Origin of the sequence: Aeromonas sp. s13, from assembly GCF_040907905.1 — a bacterium.
Lineage (GTDB): Bacteria > Pseudomonadota > Gammaproteobacteria > Enterobacterales > Aeromonadaceae > Aeromonas > Aeromonas veronii.
In genome coordinates this window covers 47,586-66,234 of sequence record NZ_JBFOCS010000066.1, presented here as the reverse complement: position 1 = coordinate 66,234, position 18,649 = coordinate 47,586, and the positions used below count along the sequence as shown (strand labels likewise).

Below are 18,649 nucleotides of genomic sequence, written 5' to 3'. Positions count from 1 at the left end.
GGTAGTTCAGTCGGTTAGAATACCGGCCTGTCACGCCGGGGGTCGCGGGTTCGAGTCCCGTCCGCTCCGCCACTAATTTGAAGGCCTTCCCTGATGGGAAGGCCTTTTTGCTATGTGCGATCTTGCCCATAAGTCCCACAGATTTGTACGCAAGAACCAACACAAAGCCCGGTTTCATAACCGGGCTTTTGTATTTTTAGCGCCTTAAACCACCAATATCTGGCTTTTCTCTGCCAAGTAAGAGTGCCAGATAGCCGGTTATTCCCACCATTTCTATCTATATCTGCGTTATATCAGCTTCATTTACAGCCATTTGAACGATCCAGCAGGTGGTCAAATCAGGCTTCTGCTGCTTGCTGACTACAGGGCAGTTCTATATTGACGACCTCCTCTTCCATCTGGACATCGATCTTGAAGCCCAGTAGCTTGGCTAGGTTGGGAATACCGAGATTGCCGTATTAATCAGGTATCGCTCAAGCAAATAGGCCTTCCCGACGGGAAGGCCTATTTGCTTTATCTATCAGCTGATTACCATCACTCGGTCGATTTATCAGGGCTTCTCTTTGTTGCCAATGCTCAGGCCGAGCTTGATGGAGAGGGCTGCCAGTAACAGCAGCATCATGATCAGGGAAAAGAAGTTGCTGCCAAGCTCCGGGTATTGCACCTTGAGCAGCGCGGAGTGACCGAAGACACCGATAAAGAAGCAGAGCAGGGTACAGATGGGGGTGTTGCCCACCATGGGTTCATGGCGATAGTGCTGGAACAGCTGATAGGCCGCCAGCCAGAGGGCAATCAGCGGGAAGAAGGAGAAAGGCACGACCGAGTTGGTCAGCACGGCCAGAGAGGCATCGCCACAGATACCAATCAGCATGGCCATGGCGAGCGGTTTTTTCGGGATCATAAGCTGTTCAGTCATATCGTTCTCCATCCTGTGGTCATGGGTGAGGTTCACGGCGCTTCTGGTTTTGTACCTCGGCGCCCATGGCGATCATCCGCAGTTGGCGAATTGTTCGGTCGGAGAGTGCCCGGCACTCTTCGCTGGTCATGTCGAGCGCATCGGCACCGGCACTGAAGACGATGGTGACCATGGCTTCTGCCTGGATGTAGGCATCTTCCCGTGGTGCTTCTGTAGTGGCTTCCAGATAATCGGTCAGCTCGGCAATGAAGTGCTGGATTTCGCGAGCCACCGCCTGACGAAAGGCGGCCGAGGTGCCGGAGCGTTCCCGCAGCAGCAGCCGGAAGATGTTGGGGTTGTTCTCGACGAACTCCATAAAGGTCTGCACCGAGGTGCTGATGACACTGCCACCACCGGCAATGCGCTGGCGTGCTTGGCGCATCAGTTGGCGCAGGGTGAGACCTCCTTCGTCAACCAGGGTCAGGCCCAGTTCCTCCATATCGCGAAAGTGGCGATAGAAAGAGGTGGGCGCGATGCCCGCTTCACGAGCGACTTCCCGCAGGCTGAGATTGGAGAAACTCCGATTGGCGCACAGTTGGCTGAATGCAGCATCGATCAATGTACGCCGGGTTTTTTCTTTTTGTTGAGCGCGAATACCCACGAAATCAGTCACCTTCAGCTTAACGAGGACAAATGATAACCCGAAGGCGCCTCAGGATCAGGTTTGTATCCTACTTTTTTACCATTGACCGTGAGGAAATCACCATAGAAAATGGCGAACAGCTGTTCGCTGAAAGGATGCAATGAGATGGCCAGACCCCCCATTATTTTCACCAATACCCTGCTGTTCTCCCTCTCCGGGATAGTGGCGTTGATTGTCGTGCCCTGGTACGGCGTGAGCCACGGTTACGATCTCTGGCAGTGGGCCAGTTTCCTGTTGTTGTTCTGCCTGAGTGGTCTCTCCATCACCGCAGGCTATCACCGGCTCTGGTCGCACAAGGCCTACAAGGCGCACCCCGCTTTGCAGTGGTTGTTTGCCATCGGCGGTGCGTTGGCGCTGCAGAATTCTGCCCTGCACTGGTCGGCCGATCACCGCCGTCACCATCGTCATGTGGATGACAACGATAAAGACCCCTACAGCGCGGGGCGCGGTTTCTGGTATTCCCACATCGGCTGGATGCTGCGGGAACATCAGGGAGATCGCTATGGCGATTACAGCAATGTGCGTGATCTGCAGAACAACCCGGTGGTCGCGTTTCAGCACCGTCACTATCTGACGCTGGCGCTGGCGGCTAATCTGGGGCTGCCGCTGCTGCTCGGCCTGTGGCACGGGGACTTGCTCGGCATGTTGCTGTTGGCGGGCGTGCTGAGGATGGTGATGACTCACCACACCACCTTCTTCATCAACTCGCTGGCCCACATCTGGGGCAGTCAGCCCTATACCGACCGCAATACCGCTCGCGATAACGGCATCCTGGCCTTTTTTACCTTTGGCGAGGGGTACCACAACTTTCACCACCTGTTCGAGAATGACTACCGCAACGGCATTCACTGGTGGCAGTTCGATCCGACCAAGTGGTTGATCCGGCTCGCCTCCTGGTGTGGTCTGGCGGGGGATCTCAGATCCTCGCCGGAGGAGCGTATCGAACAAGCCCGGCTGCAGATGCAGCTGAAACGGGCACAAGCCAAGTTGCGCAAGCAGGAAGATCGCGAACTGTGGCAGGCGCTGCTGCAGGAGGAGTACGACAAGCTGAGCCAGCAGTTGCAACACTATTACGCCAGTCGCAAGCGGCTGCTGGAGCTGCGCAAGCGCAAGGCGCTGGCGCGCTATGACCGCCTCAAGCTGCAACTGGAGTATCGGGCCCTGCGGGACGGCTTTATCGCAGGTAAACGCAACTGGAGTCGCCTGCTTGCAGGTATTGCATGATGCCGTCTGGTTATCACCAAGACTAAAAGAGAAGACCGCCTGCTGGCGGTCTTCTCTTTCATGATTCAACTCAAGTTAGTTGGCTTGGCTCTGCTGTTGCTGCAACTGATCCAGTGCCTGTTGCTCCTGCTGGCTGAGACCCAGTTGTTCGCAGGCCTGCTCAAAGCTGATCCCCGGATGGCGCATCATGATATCCAATAACGGGAGGGCTTAGTTGGCTTGGCTCTGCTGTTGCTGCAGCTGATCCAGTGCCTGTTGCTCCTGCTGGCTGAGACCCAGTTGTTCGCAGGCCTGCTCAAAGCTGATCCCCAGATAGCGCATCATGATATCCAATAACGAGAGGGCTTAGTTGGCTTGGCTCTGCTGTTGCTGCAACTGATCCAGCGCCTGTTGCTCCTGCTGGCTAAGACCCAGTTGTTCACAGGCCTGCTCAAAGCTGATCCCCAGATGGCACATCATGATATCGATGGCGGGCAGATAGTTCTTCATAGCTTCTTCCATGGTGATCCTCCAGACCCGTCACTTATGCCCTGAACCACTCGGGGCGGCAATTAGACTTTAGGCTTAGTCTGTCCATTTGATCAGCACCCCTGCCACTGGGGGAGGGAATTTGTTACCCTGCATCATGATAAAAACGGTTGCCGTATGACTGCGAGCAACAGGTGAGGAGCAGGGCATGTTATTGAGTTTCTTGATCATCGCTTCAGGTTGGTGGCATATCCGTGCGGCCTACGGTTCAGACAGCCGCCAGTTCTATATCAGCAAGCCGCTGACCATGCTGCTTATCATCGCGTTGGCGTTCGGCTACCAGAGTTATGACCACGACGGTTCCCACGCCTGGATCCTGCTCGGCCTTTGTCTCTCGCTGGCGGGCGATGTGCTGCTGATGCTGCCAAGCGATCGCTTCATTCAGGGGTTGGCGGCATTTCTTGTCGCGCATCTCTGCTATATCGTCGGTTTTGCCCAAGGACCATTGCTGCTCAATCTGGTGGATGGTTTGCTGCTGTTGCTGATCGCCGGCATGGTCTTTGGCCTGCTGTGGGGCAAGCTTGGGGAGATGCGGATCCCGGTCTTCTGCTACATGCTGGTGATCATCGGCATGGCCTGGGTGGCTGCCGGGGCCTGGCACGCCTCTCTCACAGCCGGTTCTGCTGCCGCTCTGGTGGGGGCGCTGATGTTCCTCTTCTCCGACAGCATGCTGGCGCTCGATCGCTTCCGCCGCCCCTTTCCCCACGCCAGCGCCTGGGTGATGAGCAGCTACTTCGCGGCGCAATTCCTGATTGCGGGGTCGCTGGCGGGATAACGCTTTCTGGTTGAGTGCAGGTAACAGATAACGAAAAACGGGCATTAGCCCGTTTTTCGTTTTATGCCCGGCGTTGTTTCACGCCTCTAGCGGTTCGGCATCTGCTGCCCGTGGGGCGGGGGATTTGAGCAACAGCATCAGGCCGCTGGCGATCAGCAGGAAGATCCCCATGATGTAGAACACCTGGTTGTAGGCCATGATGGCCGCCTCCCGGTTGATGGTATTGGCCAGCATGGCGTGGGCTTGCTGCTGGGCTATCTCTGGGCCTGAACCCTGCGCCATCATGCTCTGGGCCAGTTGCAGCAGATAGCTCTGCCCCTCGATACTGCTGGCGGCCAGAGTGCTGCCAATTTGCAGCACGTGGGTGCGGGTATCGTTGTCGAGCAGGGTCGCGATGATGGCGATACCGAACGCACCACCCAGGTTGCGCAGCACGTTGAGCAGGGTCGAGGAGGAGGGGATCTCGTCGTGGCTCAGGCTGGCGGTGGCGACCAGGGAGAGCGGCACCATGATGAAGGGCTGCCCCAGCGCCCGCACGATAAGCGACTGGATCAGCTGCGGCCCGGCGTAGTCTGCACTCATGTTGACGTTCATAAAGCAGCTGACGGCGAAGATAAGGAAGCCGAAGCTCACCAGATAGCGCGGGTCTATCTTGTGGGTCAGCCTGGGTACCAGCGGTAGCACCAGCAGTTGCGGCAGCCCCATCCACATCAGTACCTCGCCGATTTCCAGCGCGTTGTAGTTGTGGATCTGGGTCATGTAGAGCGGCAGCACATAGATGGAGCCCATCAACGCCATGCCGAGGATCAGATAGGCGAAGCAGGCCAGCGCGAAGCGCGGGTTGTGCAGCAGCCGCAGATTGACCAGCGGGTGACGGCGGATCAGCTGGCTGATGACGAAGAATACCAGCGCCACCGCCGAAATGACTGCCAGTCGCACGATGAAGCTTGAGCCGAACCAGTCTTCCCGGTTGCCCTCTTCCAGTACCACCTCCAGCAAGCCGAGGCCAAGCGCCATGGTGACAATCCCGATGAGATCCACCCGCTTGATCACGGCCCAGTCCACCGGTTTTTTATCCAGCCCGTGGGCCAGCATGGCCATCACCAGCAATCCTGGCGGCACGTTGAGATAGAAGATGTAGTGCCACGACATCTGCTCGGTGAGCCAGCCACCGAGGGTTGGGCCGATGGCGGGGGCGAAGGTGGCGCAGAGGCCAAACAGCGCCATGCCGGTGGCCCGCTTCTGTAACGGCAACAGGGTGACGATGAGGGAGAAGGCCATCGGGATCAGCGCCCCGCCAGTGAAGCCTTGCAGCGCCCGGAAGACGATCATGCTGGTGAGGTTCCAGCTGAACGAGCAGAGCACGGAGGCGGCGATAAACGCACCGGTGGTCCAGAGCAGGTAGCGGCGCACGCTCAACCCCCGGCTCAACCAGCCGCTCAGGGGGATGGCGATCATCTCCGCCACCAGATAGGAGGTGGAGATCCAGGAGCTCTCGCTCAGGGTGGCCGACAGGGCCCCCTGAATATCCTTCAGAGAGGCATTGGTGATCTGGATATCGAGGATGGCCATGAAGGCGCCGATAAGGCCCCCCATGACCGCGATCCAGTTGCGACGTGGAATGGGTTCCATCAGTTGGCAGCCACCACGGGATCAGGAGTGCGGGTATCCACGATCACTTCGGTCGAGAGACCCGGCAGCAGCTTGCCTGCCAGCGGGCCCGGCTCGGGGATGCGGATCTTCACCGGCACCCGCTGCACAATTTTGGTGAAGTTGCCGGTGGCATTCTCCGGCGGCAGCAGAGCGAACTTGGCGCCGGTCGCCGGAGCCAGGCTGTCGATGATCCCCTCGACCGGTTGATCCGGGTAGGCATCGAGTACCACTTCGACCTTCTGGCCCGGCTGCATATGGGCGAGCTGGGTCTCCTTGAAGTTGGCCTCGACCCACACCTGCTGCAGCGGCACCAGGCTGGCGACCTGCATACCGGACTGGACGTAGAGCCCTTCCCGCAGGCTGCGCTTGCCGATGATGCCATCGGCCGGTGCCCGCAGCTCGGTATAACCTAGCTCCAGCTTGGCCTGCTCCAGTTGCGCTTCGCTCAATGCCAGCTTGGCCAGATTCTGTTTGCGCTCGGCATCCAGTACCAGCAGTCGCTCACGGGCCGCTTGCAGGGCGGCTTGGGCCTCCCGGGCTTGCGCCTGATTGACCTGCAGGCCGGCACGCACCTCGTCCAGACTGTCTTGCGAGCTGTAGTGGCGCTGGTTGAGCTGACTGATCCGGTTGACCTGCTGGCTGGCGCGCAGCTGTTCGGCCTTGGCGGAGGCGACCTTGGCCTCGGCCTGCTGGATCAGGCTCAGTTGTTGGGTGCGGGTGGCCGCCAGATTTTCGGCCGTCGCCTGATTGAGGCGCAGGTCGGCTTCGGCCTCCGCGACCCTGGTTTTGTATTCGCGATCATCGAGCCGAGCGATCAGTTGGCCCGCTTTGACCGGCTGGTTGTCGGTGACCAGCACTTCGCGGATATAGCCGGGCAGCTTGGAGCTGATCCCGGTCACTTCACTTTGCAGATAGGCGTTGTCGGTGCTTTCAAAATAGCGGCCGTGAAGATACCAGTAACCGGCGAACAGCAGACCGAGCAGCGCCAATATCATGGCTGCCAGCAGGGGAATTTTTTTGTGTTGACTCATTTTTGTGATTCCTGAACTTAAGGGGCGCAGGCTAACACTGGTCAACTGTTTCGATTAGTATTGGTTCACGAGATATACAGTTTCACTGGTGCAACAATGGATCTCAATGCCGCGTTAATTCTGGTGCGTATCGTCGACAAGGGCTCGTTTACGGGGGCTGCCCGCGAGCTGGGGATGACCAAGGCGATGGTCAGTCGCCGCATCGCCGAGCTTGAACAGCGGCTCGGTGTGCGTCTGCTCTATCGCTCCACTCGTCAGCTCACTTTGACCGAGGAGGGGGAGAAGTACTACCTGCACTGCAGCAAGGCGGTCGATGCCCTGACCGAAGCCGAGCTGATGCTGAGCGCCAGCCAGCAGGAGGTGACCGGCACCCTCAAACTGGCGGTGCCCATCGAGACGGGGCAACTGGTGGTTGGGCGCTTGGTCGCCAAGTTTTTGCAGGCCTATCCCGCCCTGCAGGTGGAGCTGGAACTGACCAACCGGGTGGTGGATCCCATCAGTGAAGGGCTGGATGCGGTGGTGCGGATTGGCGACATGAGCGACTCCAATCTGGCGGCGCGCCGACTCTGGAGCACCGGGCGGCTGCTCTGTGCCAGCCCGGACTATCTGGCCCGTAGTCCGGTCATCGAGCGGCCGGAGGATCTGGCCAACCACGAGCGGGTGACGGTGAGCAGCGGGTTTCTCGCCTCTCACTGGTGCTTCGAGCTGGATGGCAGAGAGGTGTTGGTTGACCCCCCATCCCGTTTTCGGGTCAATAATATTACCTGTGCCCGGGAGGCGGCGAAGGCGGGGCTGGGGTTGGCCTCGTTACCCGCTATGCTCTGTCAGGATGAGCTGGCCAGCGGCGAATTGGTGATCCTGCTGCCAGAGTGGCAGCAGCCCAGGGTGCCGATTTATTTGTTGTTTCCGGAGCGGCAACTGATGCCGCGCAAGTTGCGGGCATTCATCGATTTCATGATTGAGAACGGCGCCGAGTTTGGCATCGACAAGCTGTTGTAAGGGGGAGCTATGGATAACTGGATCAATCTCTATCGCGCCTCACACACCCTGGAGGCGCACGCGTTGAAAGGGGCGCTGGAGGCGGAAGGGGTGCTGGTGCGCCTCAATGGCGAGGGGCTGTCGGGCGCCCTTGGCGAACTGCCGGTCGACATGTTGCAGGTGACCCTGATGGTGCGGGCCGAGGATCGTAGCAAGGCAGGAAGGGTCATCGAGCGTTACCAGCAGCGTCAGGGTAACGGCTGGCTGTGCGGCCAGTGCGGGGAGGAGAACGGCGCCAACTTCGACGTCTGCTGGCGCTGTCATCACGATCCCCACGACAGCTGATCTCTCTTCCGCTAGCGCGGCGGGAACTCGATATCTTCCCCTGCGCTGGCATCGTGATAGGTCGCCAGATCCAGCTCGTTTTCGCTGCGGGCGATCAGCACCGACACCAGAATATCCCCTGAAACATTGACCGTGGTGCGCGCCATGTCGAGGATCCGGTCAATGCCTGCAATCAGTGCCACCCCTTCCAGCGGCAAGCCCACCGCCGTCAGGGTCAGGGTCAGCAGCATCAACCCGGTGCCTGGGGTGCCAGCGGTGCCGATACTGGCCAAGGTAGCGATGCTGATGATGGTCAGGTAATCGACCATGTGCAGATCCACCCCGAATGCCTGAGCCACGAACAGCGCAGTCACTCCCTGATAGAGGGCGGTGCCATCCATGTTGATGGTGGCGCCGATGGGCAGCACCTTGGCGGTGATGGCGGGGGAGACTCCCAGCCGCTTCTCGGCGCAGGCCAGACTGATGGGCAGGGTGGAGTTGCTGGAGCTGCTGGTGAAGGCCACCGCCTGTGCATCAACGATGCTCTTGAAGTAGTGCAGCGGATTGAGCCGTGCCAGCAGGAGCAGCAGAGTGCTGTAGACCCCGAGCACGTGCAGCAGACAGCCGAGGTAGACGGCGCCGATCACCTTGAGCAGCGGCAGCAGCAGGTCGAGACCGTACTTGCCAGTCATCCAGGCCATCAGGGCGCAGACACCGTAAGGGGCGAGCGCCATCACCATCTGGGTCAGCTTGAACATCCCCTCGGCCAGCGAGGTGAAGAAGAGGATGGCGGGACGGCCACGGCGACCGCTGGCATTGAGGGCGACCGCCAGCGCCACCGCAAAGACGATCACTTGCAGGATCTTGCCATCCACCATCGCCTGTACCGGATTGCTCGGTACCAGATGGCTCAGCACGCTGGCCAGGGTGGGTGGTTCCGACATGCCGATCCGCTCATAGGGGCCCATGTCGGCACCCATGCCGGGTTCCAGCAGCCAGCCCATCATCAGGCCGATGCAGATGGCGATGGCGGTCGAGCAGAAGTAGAGGCAGATCGCCTTGCTGCCGATGCGATCGAGGGCCTTGCCCTTGAGCAGCGAGGTGAGACCGGCGATGACCGAGCAGAAAATGAGGGGCACCATCAGCATCTGGATGGTGTTGACGAACAGGACGCCAAGGGGCTTGAGCAGCAGGGCTTGCTCTTCAAAGCCGACGCCCAGACCCACCCCTGTCAGCATGCCGATCAGGGTCTTGAGCCAGAGTGGTCGGCGGGTCCAGATCTGCCAGGGCTTGAGAGCCTCTCCATGGAACAGCATGACGCCAATATCCTTATACATTGTCTGCGATGGCCAAAAAGGGGCGCCAGTGTAGCGATCCCTGACGCGGGTTGCCACATTATCGACAAAGCGGTGGCGGTGACCACTCCCCTGACCAGGAAATGCGCAATTTATTGGCCTATATCAAGATCCCTCCGGGCGGGGAGATATTTAATTGGCATTAAATATGTTCATTATTGAGGTGAGAGATGTCGCAATCGGTTCATGGTCACGAAGTGATGGAGATGATGTTGGCACAAGGGGGGCAATTTACCCGTGCCAGCCTGAAACAGGCGATGGCCGAACGGTTCGGTGCCGAAGCCCGTTTTCATACCTGCAGCGCCAGCGAGATGGATGCGGAAGCGCTGATCGACTTTCTGGCTGCCCGCGGCAAATTCATCGACTCGGCCGAGGGTTTCCAGACCCGTGCCGACAAGATCTGCAACCACGGTTAATCCCGCTGCGAGCGCATCATGGCGCTCGCTCAATTCTTCGCCCTTTGCTATATTTCGCCCCCTCTCTTTTCCCTATTCAGGGCGTAGCCCGGGCGTTGTATGGATACTTTTTCTGCCGCAGTCATGCTGTTTCTGATCATGGACCCGCTGGGCAACCTGCCGGTCTTCCTCTCTATCCTGCGTCATATCGATCCCAAGCGACGTCGCAAGGTGATGGTGCGCGAGCTGCTCTTCTCGCTGGCCATCATGATGCTGTTCCTGTTCGTCGGTCAGCAGATCCTCGGTTTCCTCAACCTGCGGCAGGAGGCGGTCAGCATTGCGGGGGGCATTATCCTGTTCCTGATCGCCATCAAGATGATCTTCCCGAGTGAAGGGGGGGTGACCGGGCTGGCGGCGGGCGAGGAGCCCTTCCTGGTGCCGATGGCGATCCCGATGATTGCCGGCCCCTCGATCCTCGCCTCTTTGATGCTGCTGGCCAATCAGGAGCCGACCCGGATGGTGGACTGGTCGCTGGCACTCTTTCTGGCCTGGGCTGCCAGCGCGGTGATCCTGATGTTCTACGAGGTATTCAACAAGCTGCTGGGTGAGCGGGGACTCACTGCGGTGGAGCGGCTGATGGGTATGCTGCTGGTGATGATCTCGGTACAGATGCTGCTGGACGGGGTGCATCACTATCTGGCGGTGACCGGTCAGGGCTGAGTGGGTTACATCTTGAAGTGAATGAAACGGGGCTACGCAGAGCCCCGTTTTTTGTGCCGCCGAGAAGGGGGGGCGGTCACCCGTGAGTGGTCGCAGCGGGTTCTAGTTTGCTCATGATGAGGGAGAGCAGCAATTCCCGCAGCCAGCGGTGGCCCGGATCCTCGCTGTGACGCTGATGCCAGATGAGCAGATGGGAGATGCTGTCCAACCCGATGGGCAGCGGCAACTGCAACAGCGGATAGACCTGGGTGGCGTGGCGAGCGTAGAGCCTGGAGAGGGTCACTATCATGTCGGAGTGCATCCCCATCCGCAGCGCCGCCTCGAAGGAGGGCACGGTTGCCTCGATACGTCGGTAGAGATCCTGCTCTGCCAGCTTGTGATCCAGCATCCAGCGGTCCCGCCCCTCGCAGTAAGTCTGCACATGGGGATAACTGAGGTAGTGCTCCAGATTCCAGTTGGGCTCTCGCAGCGCGGGGTGGTGCTGCTGCACCAGACAGGTGAGATCATCGACCGCCAGCACTCGCTGACAGATGCTGTCGGGCAGGGTATCGAGCCGATAATCGGAGCTGATGCAGTTCTCTCGCACCGCGAAGGCGATGTCCACCTGTCCCTGACTCATCTCGGTTAGACTGTTCTCGGTCCACTCCTCGTAACGCAAGCGGATCCTTGGTGCCTGCCGCTTCAGCTCGCTCAGGTAGAGCGGGGCAAACAGGGTGAAGGCGCTGTCCATGCTGGCGATGACGAACTCTCGCTCCGAGCTGGCGGGGTCGAACTCGGGCGGCTGGATCAGGTTGTCCAGCGACAGCAGGATGGGTTGCAACTGCTGCTGCAGTGCAAGGGCACGGCCGGTGGGTTCCAGCCCGTAGGCAGAGCGGATGAAGAGGGGATCATTGAAGGTATCGCGCAGACGGCCGAGGGCTTTGCTGACGGCGGACTGGCTCAGATGAAGGCGGCGTGCCGCCTTGCTGCCGTTGCGCTCCTCCAGCAGTACCTGCAGGATAATCAGCAAATTGAGGTCGATGCGACCCAGTTGTTCCAGCAGCATGATATGAATCCTCTTCAATTCTAAGATGAATTTATACCATTTGTTTTCATATCTTGGCGATCTTATCCTCAAATGGTCTCAGGTTCGCATGAACCACTGGTACAGGATGTAGCGGTTGAGGGGACATGTAGCACAATCAATATGGCGACCTTTGGGTCGCCCTATTTTTTGGCTATGATTTATTTGCTCACTTGCACCTGCCTTGATTTTGCCCAACAATCCCTGCGCTCTATTTTGATACAAGTAACAGATATCTCTTTGTGAGGGAGTATCCCTATGGGACTCGGTGGAATTCATATCTGGCATATGCTGATCCTCTTGCTGGTCGTTGTGCTGGTCTTCGGCAGCAAGCGTCTTGCCAGTGCAGGTGAGGATCTGGGTACCGCCATCAAAGATTTTCGCAAGGCGATGCGTGACGACGCAAATCATCCGAAATAAGCAGTAGGAGTAGAAAATGTCTGTAGACGAGAAAGTTGAACTGAACGAAACCTGTGACAGCTGCGGCTGTTTTGCCGAGATCGGCACCATCATCGGCGAAGGCGACGATGTGATGGATCTGGTGATTGAAGCCGCTGCCGAGGCTGATGCCCGCGCCAAGCTGGCTGCCTATGAAGCACTGGCCAAACAGGTCACTGCCGAAGCTCAAGTGAGCAGCGAACTGACCCAGGGCGCCAACGGCGTGATCCTGAAAGCCCGCCTGCAATTCACCTGCACCGCCGAAAAACTGATTTTCGAAATGCGGGCCCGCTCTATCTGAGTTGTCTGATAACGCGGCAGGTTTGCCTGCCGTGTTGACCCTTCTGCTGTGGGTCGGCGTTCTATAGTTACTCTATCCCACAGACGTTTTTGCCCGGCGCGAGTCGGCCAACAGAAGGCGTAAATATCATGATGCAGCGATGGATCTCTGCTCCCAATCCCACCCTCTATCGTGATCCGTGCTGCCAACAGGCAGCAGGCGTGACCTCAGCACAGGGGCAGCCATCGTGATGCGACGCTGGATCTGGGCTCTGCTGGCCCTCTGCTGTTTTCCCCTGCTGGCGGCTGAACTCAAGCCACAGCGTCTGCCCCAACCCGGTGACCTCGAAAGCATTCTGCAAAAGCGCGAACTCAGGGCTCTGGTGGTCTATGAGCGCGGCTTCTATTTTCTCGATCGCGGCGCCCAGTACGGCATTCTGGTCAATCAGCTGCAAGGGTTCGAGCGCTGGCTGAACAAGACCTATCTCGCCAAAGAGAAGGTCAAACTCAAGGTGGTCTACATCCCGGTGCGCCAAGACAAGCTGCTGGACTATCTGACCGAGGGGCGTGGCGATCTGGTGGCGGCGACCATGACGGTGACCCCGACCCGGCGTGAACAGGTGGCCTTCTCCCGGCCGCTCATTTCATCCATCGAGGAGTGGGTGGTGAGCCAGCAGAGCCTGCCCGCCTTCAGCCGTATTACCCAGCTCTCCGGCAGGCGGGTCTGGGTGCGCGCCAGCTCCAGCTACTACGAGAGTCTGCGCCAGCTCAACTGGCTGTTTCGCGAGCTGGGGCTGCCCCCCGTCTATATCGAAACGGTGCCCGAATATCTACAGGATGGCGATCTGCTGGAGATGGTGGCCGCTGGCATTATTCCCCTGACGGTGACCGACAGCTACAAGGGGAGGATCTGGCTGGGTGGCATGATCTCCGGCCTCAAGGCCCACAAGTTGATCCCCCTGCGCAGCAACGGCACCAGTGCCTGGGCGCTGCGCAAGAACAGCCCCGAGCTGCTCAAGGCGGTCAATGGCTATCTGGCGAGCGTCAGCCGCAACAGCCTTTACAGCGACATGACCCTGCGCCGGTTGCTGGTTCGCAGCGATCAGATGAGCAATATCCTGGCGCCGGATCCCATGGGGCGCCTCGCGACCATTCGCAAGGTGCTGGAGAAGTACGCCAATAAATACGATCTTGACTGGCTGATGCTGGCGGCGCTTGGTTACAAGGAGTCCGGCCTCAATCCCAAGGCGCGTTCGCCCAAGGGGGCCGTGGGCCTCATGCAGCTGCTGCCCAGTACGGGGCGGGAAGTCGGCATCAACGGCGCCAGACTCACCACGCTGGAGGGAAATGTGGAGGCCGCCTGCCGCTACATGCGGTTGATCCTCGATACCTACTTCAATGATCCCAAGCTGGATCGGCTCAACCGCCACCTGTTTGCCCTCGCCGCCTACAACGCCGGGCCGAACCGGGTGCAGGCGCTGCGAGGCAAGGCGGAGAAGCTGGGGCTCGATCCCAACGTCTGGTTCGGCAACGTGGATCAGCTGGTGGCCAACGAAGTCGGACAGGGGCCGATCAACTATGTCGGCACCATCTACAAGTACTACGTGGCCTATCGTTTCAGCCTGCCCCAGATCGAGGGCAAGGCTGCCGCTATCGAAGCGGCTCAGCCCTGAGCCGGTTGACCGGCAGGGTCGCCTGCACGGTCGGCAATTGCCAGCCACCGTCCCTGTGTTGCAAAAACCAGTGGGCGGGGCCGGTGGCCGGGATGAGATCTGGCTGGCTGAGCTGGCCCAGATAGCGCAACATCGGGGTATCATGCAGTTCCATCAGCAACTCCTTTTGAATATGTGAAGAGGCTCGCCAGCGTTATGACACCCGGCCATGACAGCAGGATGACACCATGATCCCCGGATCCTTTGCCCTGATCGACGATCCTCTGCTGGCGCTGAAGGTGCGTTGTCAATGGATCCGCCATGCCCGCGAGCGGATCCAGGCGCAGTACTACAGCTGGGAAGAGGACAGCAGCGGCAAGTTGCTGCTGAGCGAGCTGCTTCACGCCGCTCGGCGCGGCGTCAAGGTGCAGCTGCTGGTGGATGATCTCTATGCCGGTGACAACCGCTTTCTGGAAATGGTGGCTCACTACCCGGGGATCGAGGTGCGGCTGTTCAACCCCTTCTGGCTGCGGGGCTGGCGCCCGCTGGCACTGCTGCTGGAGGGGCTGCTCAGCTTTCGCCGCATCAACCACCGGATGCACAACAAGCTGCTGCTGGTGGATGGCAAGCAGGCGCTGATCGGCGGGCGCAACATAGGCGATCGCTACTTCGGTCTGGATCCGCAAGCGCCCTTCGTGGATCTCGATCTCGCCTGTCAGGGGGGACTGTGCCAGCAGATGGCGCAGGGGTTCGAGCAGTTCTGGCACAGCCGCTGGAGTCACCCCATCCGCCATCTGCTGCGCCGCGAGCTGCTGCCCGCCGAAATAGAGGTGGTCAACGACTTCTTGTTCACCATGACGGATCCGGCGGTGGCCACGGTCTACGATCTGCCTGCGGCGCTGTTTGACGAGCGCGATTTGCCGCTGCAGTGGCATGAAGGGCGGGCCGAGGTGTGGTTCGACCGTCCCGGCAAGGGGCTGATCTCCCGTCCCACCACCGCCCGTCAGCTCTGGCGCCAGCTGGATGACAATCCCGGCTCGCTGGGGTTGGTGACCCCTTACCTCATCCTGACCCGCGGGTTCCGGCACCGTCTGGCGCGGCTGCGCCAGCAGGGGATCGCCATCGACATTCTCACCAACTCGCTGGCCAGCACCGATGTGCCACTGGTCTATGGTGCCTATCAGCGTTATCTCGGCTGGTTGCTGCGCCAAGGGATCCGGGTCGCCGAGTTTGACCATGGCCACGGCAGCCTGCACGCCAAGTTGATCCTGCTGGGGGAGGAGCGGGCGCTGTTCGGCAGCCTCAACCTCGATCCTCGCTCACTCTTTCTCAATACCGAACTGATGCTGCATCTGCACTGCCCGCCGATCTGCGAGGCGCTGCGAACGTGGCTGGCTCACTGGCAGGAGCAGGCGGGTGGATTGCCGCGCAAACCCGAAGGGTGGTCAAGGCGACTGATAGCCCGCCTTAGCGACTGGTTGCCCCTGCGCCGTTGGCTGTGAGGCGGCCATTTTTTGTGCGAGATCTCGCAAAGCCTTGTAAGCCATTGCTGATACCCTTTGCGGGTGAATAACCATGCATGAATATATCTTACTGTTTTATAACAATTTAGTGGTGATGATAAGGCTGTTTTTTGTACTCTGATGTGAATGGAATTAGCATAAAAACGTTTTTTATTTTGTTTTTATGCGTAATATTTCAGTTGCAAGGACAAACACGGCGGCTTGTCTGCCGTGTGGACGAAGGTTGTAACGGGTAGCTGGCCAGTTGCATCGCTGCAATTGGCGCTCACTTCAGATGGGTCGCGAACTATCGTAAAGTGAAACAGAGACCCGGCGTGGCCGGACTCCAATATGGAACATGCTATTTGCGAGGGGGTGACATGGACATGTCACCCCACTTTTTTGGCCGCTCGCCACCGTTTACCTTTTCCATGACTGTTGCTCATCACAAGAGCCGCAGAGGGCAAGGCAATAAAAAGAGGGCCGCAATAGCGGCCCTCGGTCTCATCTGCCCGGTGGATTAACCGGCCTTGACGCTGCGGCGACGCTGCAGCCAGACGATCACCCCGAACAGCAGGAAGCCCGGGATCCACATCCACTCCTTGGTCCAGCGCTCGGTCGGTGCCTTGACGGTGAGGATCTCCTGATCGAACTCCAGTCCCATGGTGGCGGCCGGGCTGCCAAAGGCGACGTTGTCGATCAGCGTCTTGCCGTCCTGCTCATAGAGGCTAAGCCCCAGATTGGCCAGCCGCTCTTCGCCATTTGCCCCATCCGGTACGGCGACCAGCAGGGTGAACTTGCGCGGCTTGCCCACTGCATCTTCACCGAGGATCCGCAGCCGCAGGGTGCTCTCCGCCTCCACTTCACCCATGGTCTGGGCCAGCTGGGCAGGCGGGGTCTCGCGATAGGGGTCGTGCACCATGTCCATCCAGAAACCCGGGCGGAACAGGGTAAAGGCGACCAGCAACAGCAGCAGGCTCTCGTACCAGCGGCTCTTCACCAGGAACCAGCCCTGAGTGGCGGCGGCGAAGATCAGCATGGCGATGGTCGCCACGATGAAGATCAGCACGCCGTGGGCGAAGTCCACGTCGATCAGCAGCAGATCGGTGTTGAAGATAAACAGGAACGGCAGCGCCGCGGTACGCAGGCTGTAGTAGAAGGCGGTGATCCCGGTCTTGATGGGATCGCCCTTGGAGACAGCGGCTGCCGCGAAGGAGGCCAGCCCCACCGGCGGCGTCACATCCGCCATGATGCCGAAGTAGAAGACGAACAGGTGCACCGCGATCAGCGGCACGATCAGCCCGTTTTGCTGCCCCAGCGTCACCACCACTGGCGCCAGCAGGCTGGACACCACGATGTAGTTGGCAGTGGTGGGCAGCCCCATGCCGAGGATCAGGCTCAGCAGGGCGGTGAGCAGCAGCATCAGCAGCAGGTTGCCCATGGAGAGGAACTCCACCAGATCCGCCAGCACCAGACCGACCCCGGTCTGGGAGACCGCACCCACGATAATCCCCGCGGTGGCGGTGGCAATGCCGATACCGATCATGTTGCGGGCACCGGCAACCAGCCCTTCCCGCAGATCCACCACGCCATCAGCGACGGTGCCGTAGTCGTGCTTGCCGTCCTTGCGCAGCCAGTTGAGCAGCGGGCGCTGGGTTAGCAGGATGATCACCAGCATCACGGTACCCCAGAAGGCCGACAGCCCCGGCGAGAGGCGTTCCACCATCAGGCACCACACCAGTACCACCACCGGCAGCAGGAAGTGCAGGCCGGAGAGCAGCACGGCGCGGGTGTTGGGCAGCTCGGTGAGCGGCTTGTCGGGATCTTCGGCAGGCAGTGGTTCATTGCTGGCGGCGATCTTCAACAGAGCCACATAGGTGGCAGCCAGCAGTACCGAGATCCCCGGCAGGGCGTAGTCACCCAGAGCAGGTTTGAGCCAGCCGAGGCCATAGTAGACCGCCAGTGACAGGCCGCTGATGAGGGCTGCGCCAAAGGCAAAACCGGTCAGGCGACGCAGCCAGGGTTTGGGTTGATGGTTGCCGATGGGCTGCATGCCCAGTTTCAGCGCCTCCAGATGGACGATGTAGAGCAGCGCTATGTAGGAGATGGTGGCAGGCAGGAAGGCGTGCTTGATGATCTCCACATAGGGGATGCCCACGTATTCGACCATCAGGAAAGCCGCAGCCCCCATCACCGGTGGCATGATCTGGCCGTTGACCGAGGAGGCCACTTCCACCGCCCCCGCTTTCTCTGAACTGAAGCCCACCTTCTTCATCATCGGGATGGTGAAGGTGCCGGTGGTCACCACGTTGGCGATCGACGAGCCGGAGATCAGACCGGTGAGGCCGGAGGCGACCACTGCCGCCTTGGCCGGGCCGCCGCGCAAGTGACCGAGCAGGCTGAAGGCGAGCTGGATAAAGTAGTGACCTGCGCCGGCCCGCTCCAGCAGGGCGCCGAACAGCACGAACAGGAATACGAAGCTGGTGGAGACGCCAAGGGCGATGCCGAACACCCCTTCGGTGGTGATCCACTGGTGGTTGGCCAGCGCGGTGAAACCTACCCCGCGGTGTGCCAGCAGTCCCGGCATCCAGGGGCCCGCCAGGCTGTAGATCAGAAAGACGATGGCGATGACCGCCAGTGCTGGCCCCAGGGCGCGGCGCGCCGCTTCCAGCAGCAGCGGAATGCCGATGCAGGCAGTCACCAGATCGGCGGTGGTGAGGGTGCCGGGACGCAGCGCCAGCGCTTCATACATCACGAACAGGTAAGACGCGGCGCCAGCGGCGATCAGACCGAGGGCGATATCACCGAGGGGGACCCGATCCCGCGGCGAGGAGCGAAACGCCGGGAACACCAGAAAAGCGAGCAACAGGGCAAAGGTGAGGTGAATGGAGCGGGTTTCGGTGTCATTGAGTACGCCAAACCCCACCATGAAGGGGAGTGGCGAGGCGATCCAGAGCTGGAACAGCGACCAGGCCAGCGCCAGCGTGGTTATGATCCAGCCCAGCGGGCCCAGCGGCAGGCGAGCGCCCACATCCTGGGCGATCAGTTCCTCGGTAGAGAGTTGTTTATCTTGCATAGGGTTTACTTGTGCCAACGAGTACAACAAGAGCGACACCCGCCCCCGCAATCAGGCG

At 59.9% G+C, this 18,649-nt stretch carries 19 protein-coding genes; 10 read left to right on the top strand and 9 right to left on the bottom strand.

Features of this window, described 5'->3' with window-relative positions; genetic code table 11:
- Positions 1-550: 550 nt before the first annotated feature.
- On the bottom strand, positions 551-916 hold the full coding sequence (locus AB5Y82_RS12825; protein WP_005339919.1) for a YijD family membrane protein: 366 nt from the start codon (positions 914-916) through the stop codon (positions 551-553).
- A 19-nt stretch (positions 917-935) separates the two neighbouring features.
- Complete coding sequence (fabR, locus tag AB5Y82_RS12820; RefSeq protein WP_005339921.1) at positions 936-1,556, bottom strand: HTH-type transcriptional repressor FabR; 621 nt, start codon at positions 1,554-1,556, stop codon at positions 936-938.
- Positions 1,557-1,703: 147 nt separating this feature from the next.
- On the opposite strand from fabR, the gene AB5Y82_RS12815 reads away from it, so the two are divergent.
- A complete protein-coding gene (locus AB5Y82_RS12815; RefSeq protein ID WP_111900340.1) occupies positions 1,704-2,822 on the top strand; it encodes a fatty acid desaturase in 1,119 nt (372 codons plus the stop codon).
- Positions 2,823-3,167: 345 nt separating this feature from the next.
- On the opposite strand, the gene AB5Y82_RS12810 is transcribed toward AB5Y82_RS12815, so the two are convergent.
- Positions 3,168-3,323, bottom strand: a complete 156-nt coding sequence (locus tag AB5Y82_RS12810) for a hypothetical protein (RefSeq protein WP_005348505.1) — start codon at positions 3,321-3,323, stop codon at positions 3,168-3,170.
- A gap of 175 nt (positions 3,324-3,498) precedes the next feature.
- Here AB5Y82_RS12810 and AB5Y82_RS12805 point away from each other — a divergent pair, with 175 nt between their 5' ends.
- Complete coding sequence (locus AB5Y82_RS12805; RefSeq protein WP_042013440.1) at positions 3,499-4,125, top strand: lysoplasmalogenase; 627 nt, start codon at positions 3,499-3,501, stop codon at positions 4,123-4,125.
- A gap of 78 nt (positions 4,126-4,203) precedes the next feature.
- On the opposite strand, the gene AB5Y82_RS12800 is transcribed toward AB5Y82_RS12805, so the two are convergent.
- Both AB5Y82_RS12800 and AB5Y82_RS12795 read right to left on the bottom strand, forming a co-directional pair.
- Positions 4,204-5,757 (bottom strand): DHA2 family efflux MFS transporter permease subunit, encoded by a 1,554-nt coding sequence (locus AB5Y82_RS12800; RefSeq protein ID WP_113740354.1) that lies wholly within the window; start codon positions 5,755-5,757, stop codon positions 4,204-4,206.
- Positions 5,757-6,809, bottom strand: a complete 1,053-nt coding sequence (locus AB5Y82_RS12795) for an HlyD family secretion protein (protein WP_005357630.1) — start codon at positions 6,807-6,809, stop codon at positions 5,757-5,759. The genes AB5Y82_RS12800 and AB5Y82_RS12795 overlap by 1 nt, the downstream gene beginning before the upstream one ends.
- A gap of 96 nt (positions 6,810-6,905) precedes the next feature.
- Here AB5Y82_RS12795 and AB5Y82_RS12790 point away from each other — a divergent pair, with 96 nt between their 5' ends.
- Both AB5Y82_RS12790 and AB5Y82_RS12785 read left to right on the top strand, forming a co-directional pair.
- Positions 6,906-7,808 (top strand): LysR family transcriptional regulator, encoded by a 903-nt coding sequence (locus AB5Y82_RS12790; protein ID WP_019444678.1) that lies wholly within the window; start codon positions 6,906-6,908, stop codon positions 7,806-7,808.
- Between the two features lie 9 nt (positions 7,809-7,817).
- The gene (locus AB5Y82_RS12785) at positions 7,818-8,132 is read left to right on the top strand and encodes a DUF2007 domain-containing protein (protein WP_005339933.1); all 315 of its coding nucleotides are present in this window, start codon (positions 7,818-7,820) and stop codon (positions 8,130-8,132) included.
- 11 nt (positions 8,133-8,143) lie between these two features.
- Here AB5Y82_RS12785 and AB5Y82_RS12780 read toward each other — a convergent pair whose 3' ends face one another.
- Complete coding sequence (locus AB5Y82_RS12780) at positions 8,144-9,427, bottom strand: dicarboxylate/amino acid:cation symporter (protein WP_040069539.1); 1,284 nt, start codon at positions 9,425-9,427, stop codon at positions 8,144-8,146.
- Between the two features lie 209 nt (positions 9,428-9,636).
- Here AB5Y82_RS12780 and AB5Y82_RS12775 point away from each other — a divergent pair, with 209 nt between their 5' ends.
- Both AB5Y82_RS12775 and AB5Y82_RS12770 read left to right on the top strand, forming a co-directional pair.
- A complete protein-coding gene (locus tag AB5Y82_RS12775) occupies positions 9,637-9,882 on the top strand; it encodes a YecH family metal-binding protein (RefSeq protein ID WP_005357633.1) in 246 nt (81 codons plus the stop codon).
- A gap of 99 nt (positions 9,883-9,981) precedes the next feature.
- The gene (locus AB5Y82_RS12770) at positions 9,982-10,581 is read left to right on the top strand and encodes a YhgN family NAAT transporter (RefSeq protein WP_013724175.1); all 600 of its coding nucleotides are present in this window, start codon (positions 9,982-9,984) and stop codon (positions 10,579-10,581) included.
- A gap of 76 nt (positions 10,582-10,657) precedes the next feature.
- On the opposite strand, the gene AB5Y82_RS12765 is transcribed toward AB5Y82_RS12770, so the two are convergent.
- Complete coding sequence (locus tag AB5Y82_RS12765; RefSeq protein ID WP_005357635.1) at positions 10,658-11,626, bottom strand: LysR family transcriptional regulator; 969 nt, start codon at positions 11,624-11,626, stop codon at positions 10,658-10,660.
- A 276-nt stretch (positions 11,627-11,902) separates the two neighbouring features.
- Here AB5Y82_RS12765 and tatA point away from each other — a divergent pair, with 276 nt between their 5' ends.
- The 3 genes from tatA (at position 11,903) to AB5Y82_RS12750 (ending at position 14,034) form a co-directional block, all read left to right on the top strand.
- The gene (tatA, locus tag AB5Y82_RS12760) at positions 11,903-12,064 is read left to right on the top strand and encodes a twin-arginine translocase TatA/TatE family subunit (RefSeq protein ID WP_005339944.1); all 162 of its coding nucleotides are present in this window, start codon (positions 11,903-11,905) and stop codon (positions 12,062-12,064) included.
- Positions 12,065-12,080: 16 nt separating this feature from the next.
- Positions 12,081-12,383 carry a YfcZ/YiiS family protein gene (locus AB5Y82_RS12755; RefSeq protein ID WP_005339945.1) on the top strand — a complete coding sequence of 101 codons (303 nt, stop codon included), beginning with the start codon at positions 12,081-12,083 and terminating at the stop codon, positions 12,381-12,383.
- A gap of 229 nt (positions 12,384-12,612) precedes the next feature.
- Complete coding sequence (locus tag AB5Y82_RS12750) at positions 12,613-14,034, top strand: lytic transglycosylase F (protein ID WP_083249982.1); 1,422 nt, start codon at positions 12,613-12,615, stop codon at positions 14,032-14,034.
- On the opposite strand, the gene AB5Y82_RS12745 is transcribed toward AB5Y82_RS12750, so the two are convergent.
- Positions 14,012-14,188, bottom strand: a complete 177-nt coding sequence (locus AB5Y82_RS12745; protein ID WP_005339947.1) for a hypothetical protein — start codon at positions 14,186-14,188, stop codon at positions 14,012-14,014. The genes AB5Y82_RS12750 and AB5Y82_RS12745 overlap by 23 nt on opposite strands.
- Before the next feature lie 73 nt (positions 14,189-14,261).
- Here AB5Y82_RS12745 and AB5Y82_RS12740 point away from each other — a divergent pair, with 73 nt between their 5' ends.
- Positions 14,262-15,515 carry a phosphatidylserine/phosphatidylglycerophosphate/cardiolipin synthase family protein gene (locus tag AB5Y82_RS12740; RefSeq protein WP_368174052.1) on the top strand — a complete coding sequence of 418 codons (1,254 nt, stop codon included), beginning with the start codon at positions 14,262-14,264 and terminating at the stop codon, positions 15,513-15,515.
- 520 nt (positions 15,516-16,035) lie between these two features.
- Here the strand turns inward: AB5Y82_RS12740 and AB5Y82_RS12735 are convergent.
- Positions 16,036-18,591 carry a TRAP transporter permease gene (locus AB5Y82_RS12735; protein WP_111900335.1) on the bottom strand — a complete coding sequence of 852 codons (2,556 nt, stop codon included), beginning with the start codon at positions 18,589-18,591 and terminating at the stop codon, positions 16,036-16,038.
- Between the last annotated feature and the right edge of the window lie 58 nt (positions 18,592-18,649).

Excerpts from the sequence above, each read along its gene's own strand:
- AB5Y82_RS12825 (WP_005339919.1), bottom strand. The coding sequence starts at position 916 with ATGACTGAACAGCTTATGATCCCGAAAAAACCGCTCGCCATGGCCATG.
- AB5Y82_RS12815 (WP_111900340.1), top strand. The coding sequence starts at position 1,704 with ATGGCCAGACCCCCCATTATTTTCACCAATACCCTGCTGTTCTCCCTC.
- AB5Y82_RS12810 (WP_005348505.1), bottom strand. The coding sequence starts at position 3,323 with ATGGAAGAAGCTATGAAGAACTATCTGCCCGCCATCGATATCATGATG.
- AB5Y82_RS12805 (WP_042013440.1), top strand. The coding sequence starts at position 3,499 with ATGTTATTGAGTTTCTTGATCATCGCTTCAGGTTGGTGGCATATCCGT.
- AB5Y82_RS12800 (WP_113740354.1), bottom strand. The coding sequence starts at position 5,757 with ATGGAACCCATTCCACGTCGCAACTGGATCGCGGTCATGGGGGGCCTT.
- AB5Y82_RS12795 (WP_005357630.1), bottom strand. The coding sequence starts at position 6,809 with ATGAGTCAACACAAAAAAATTCCCCTGCTGGCAGCCATGATATTGGCG.
- AB5Y82_RS12790 (WP_019444678.1), top strand. The coding sequence starts at position 6,906 with ATGGATCTCAATGCCGCGTTAATTCTGGTGCGTATCGTCGACAAGGGC.
- AB5Y82_RS12785 (WP_005339933.1), top strand. The coding sequence starts at position 7,818 with ATGGATAACTGGATCAATCTCTATCGCGCCTCACACACCCTGGAGGCG.
- AB5Y82_RS12780 (WP_040069539.1), bottom strand. The coding sequence starts at position 9,427 with ATGCTGTTCCATGGAGAGGCTCTCAAGCCCTGGCAGATCTGGACCCGC.
- AB5Y82_RS12775 (WP_005357633.1), top strand. The coding sequence starts at position 9,637 with ATGTCGCAATCGGTTCATGGTCACGAAGTGATGGAGATGATGTTGGCA.
- AB5Y82_RS12770 (WP_013724175.1), top strand. The coding sequence starts at position 9,982 with ATGGATACTTTTTCTGCCGCAGTCATGCTGTTTCTGATCATGGACCCG.
- AB5Y82_RS12765 (WP_005357635.1), bottom strand. The coding sequence starts at position 11,626 with ATGCTGCTGGAACAACTGGGTCGCATCGACCTCAATTTGCTGATTATC.
- tatA (WP_005339944.1), top strand. The coding sequence starts at position 11,903 with ATGGGACTCGGTGGAATTCATATCTGGCATATGCTGATCCTCTTGCTG.
- AB5Y82_RS12755 (WP_005339945.1), top strand. The coding sequence starts at position 12,081 with ATGTCTGTAGACGAGAAAGTTGAACTGAACGAAACCTGTGACAGCTGC.
- AB5Y82_RS12750 (WP_083249982.1), top strand. The coding sequence starts at position 12,613 with ATGCGACGCTGGATCTGGGCTCTGCTGGCCCTCTGCTGTTTTCCCCTG.
- AB5Y82_RS12745 (WP_005339947.1), bottom strand. The coding sequence starts at position 14,188 with ATGGAACTGCATGATACCCCGATGTTGCGCTATCTGGGCCAGCTCAGC.
- AB5Y82_RS12740 (WP_368174052.1), top strand. The coding sequence starts at position 14,262 with ATGATCCCCGGATCCTTTGCCCTGATCGACGATCCTCTGCTGGCGCTG.
- AB5Y82_RS12735 (WP_111900335.1), bottom strand. The coding sequence starts at position 18,591 with ATGCAAGATAAACAACTCTCTACCGAGGAACTGATCGCCCAGGATGTG.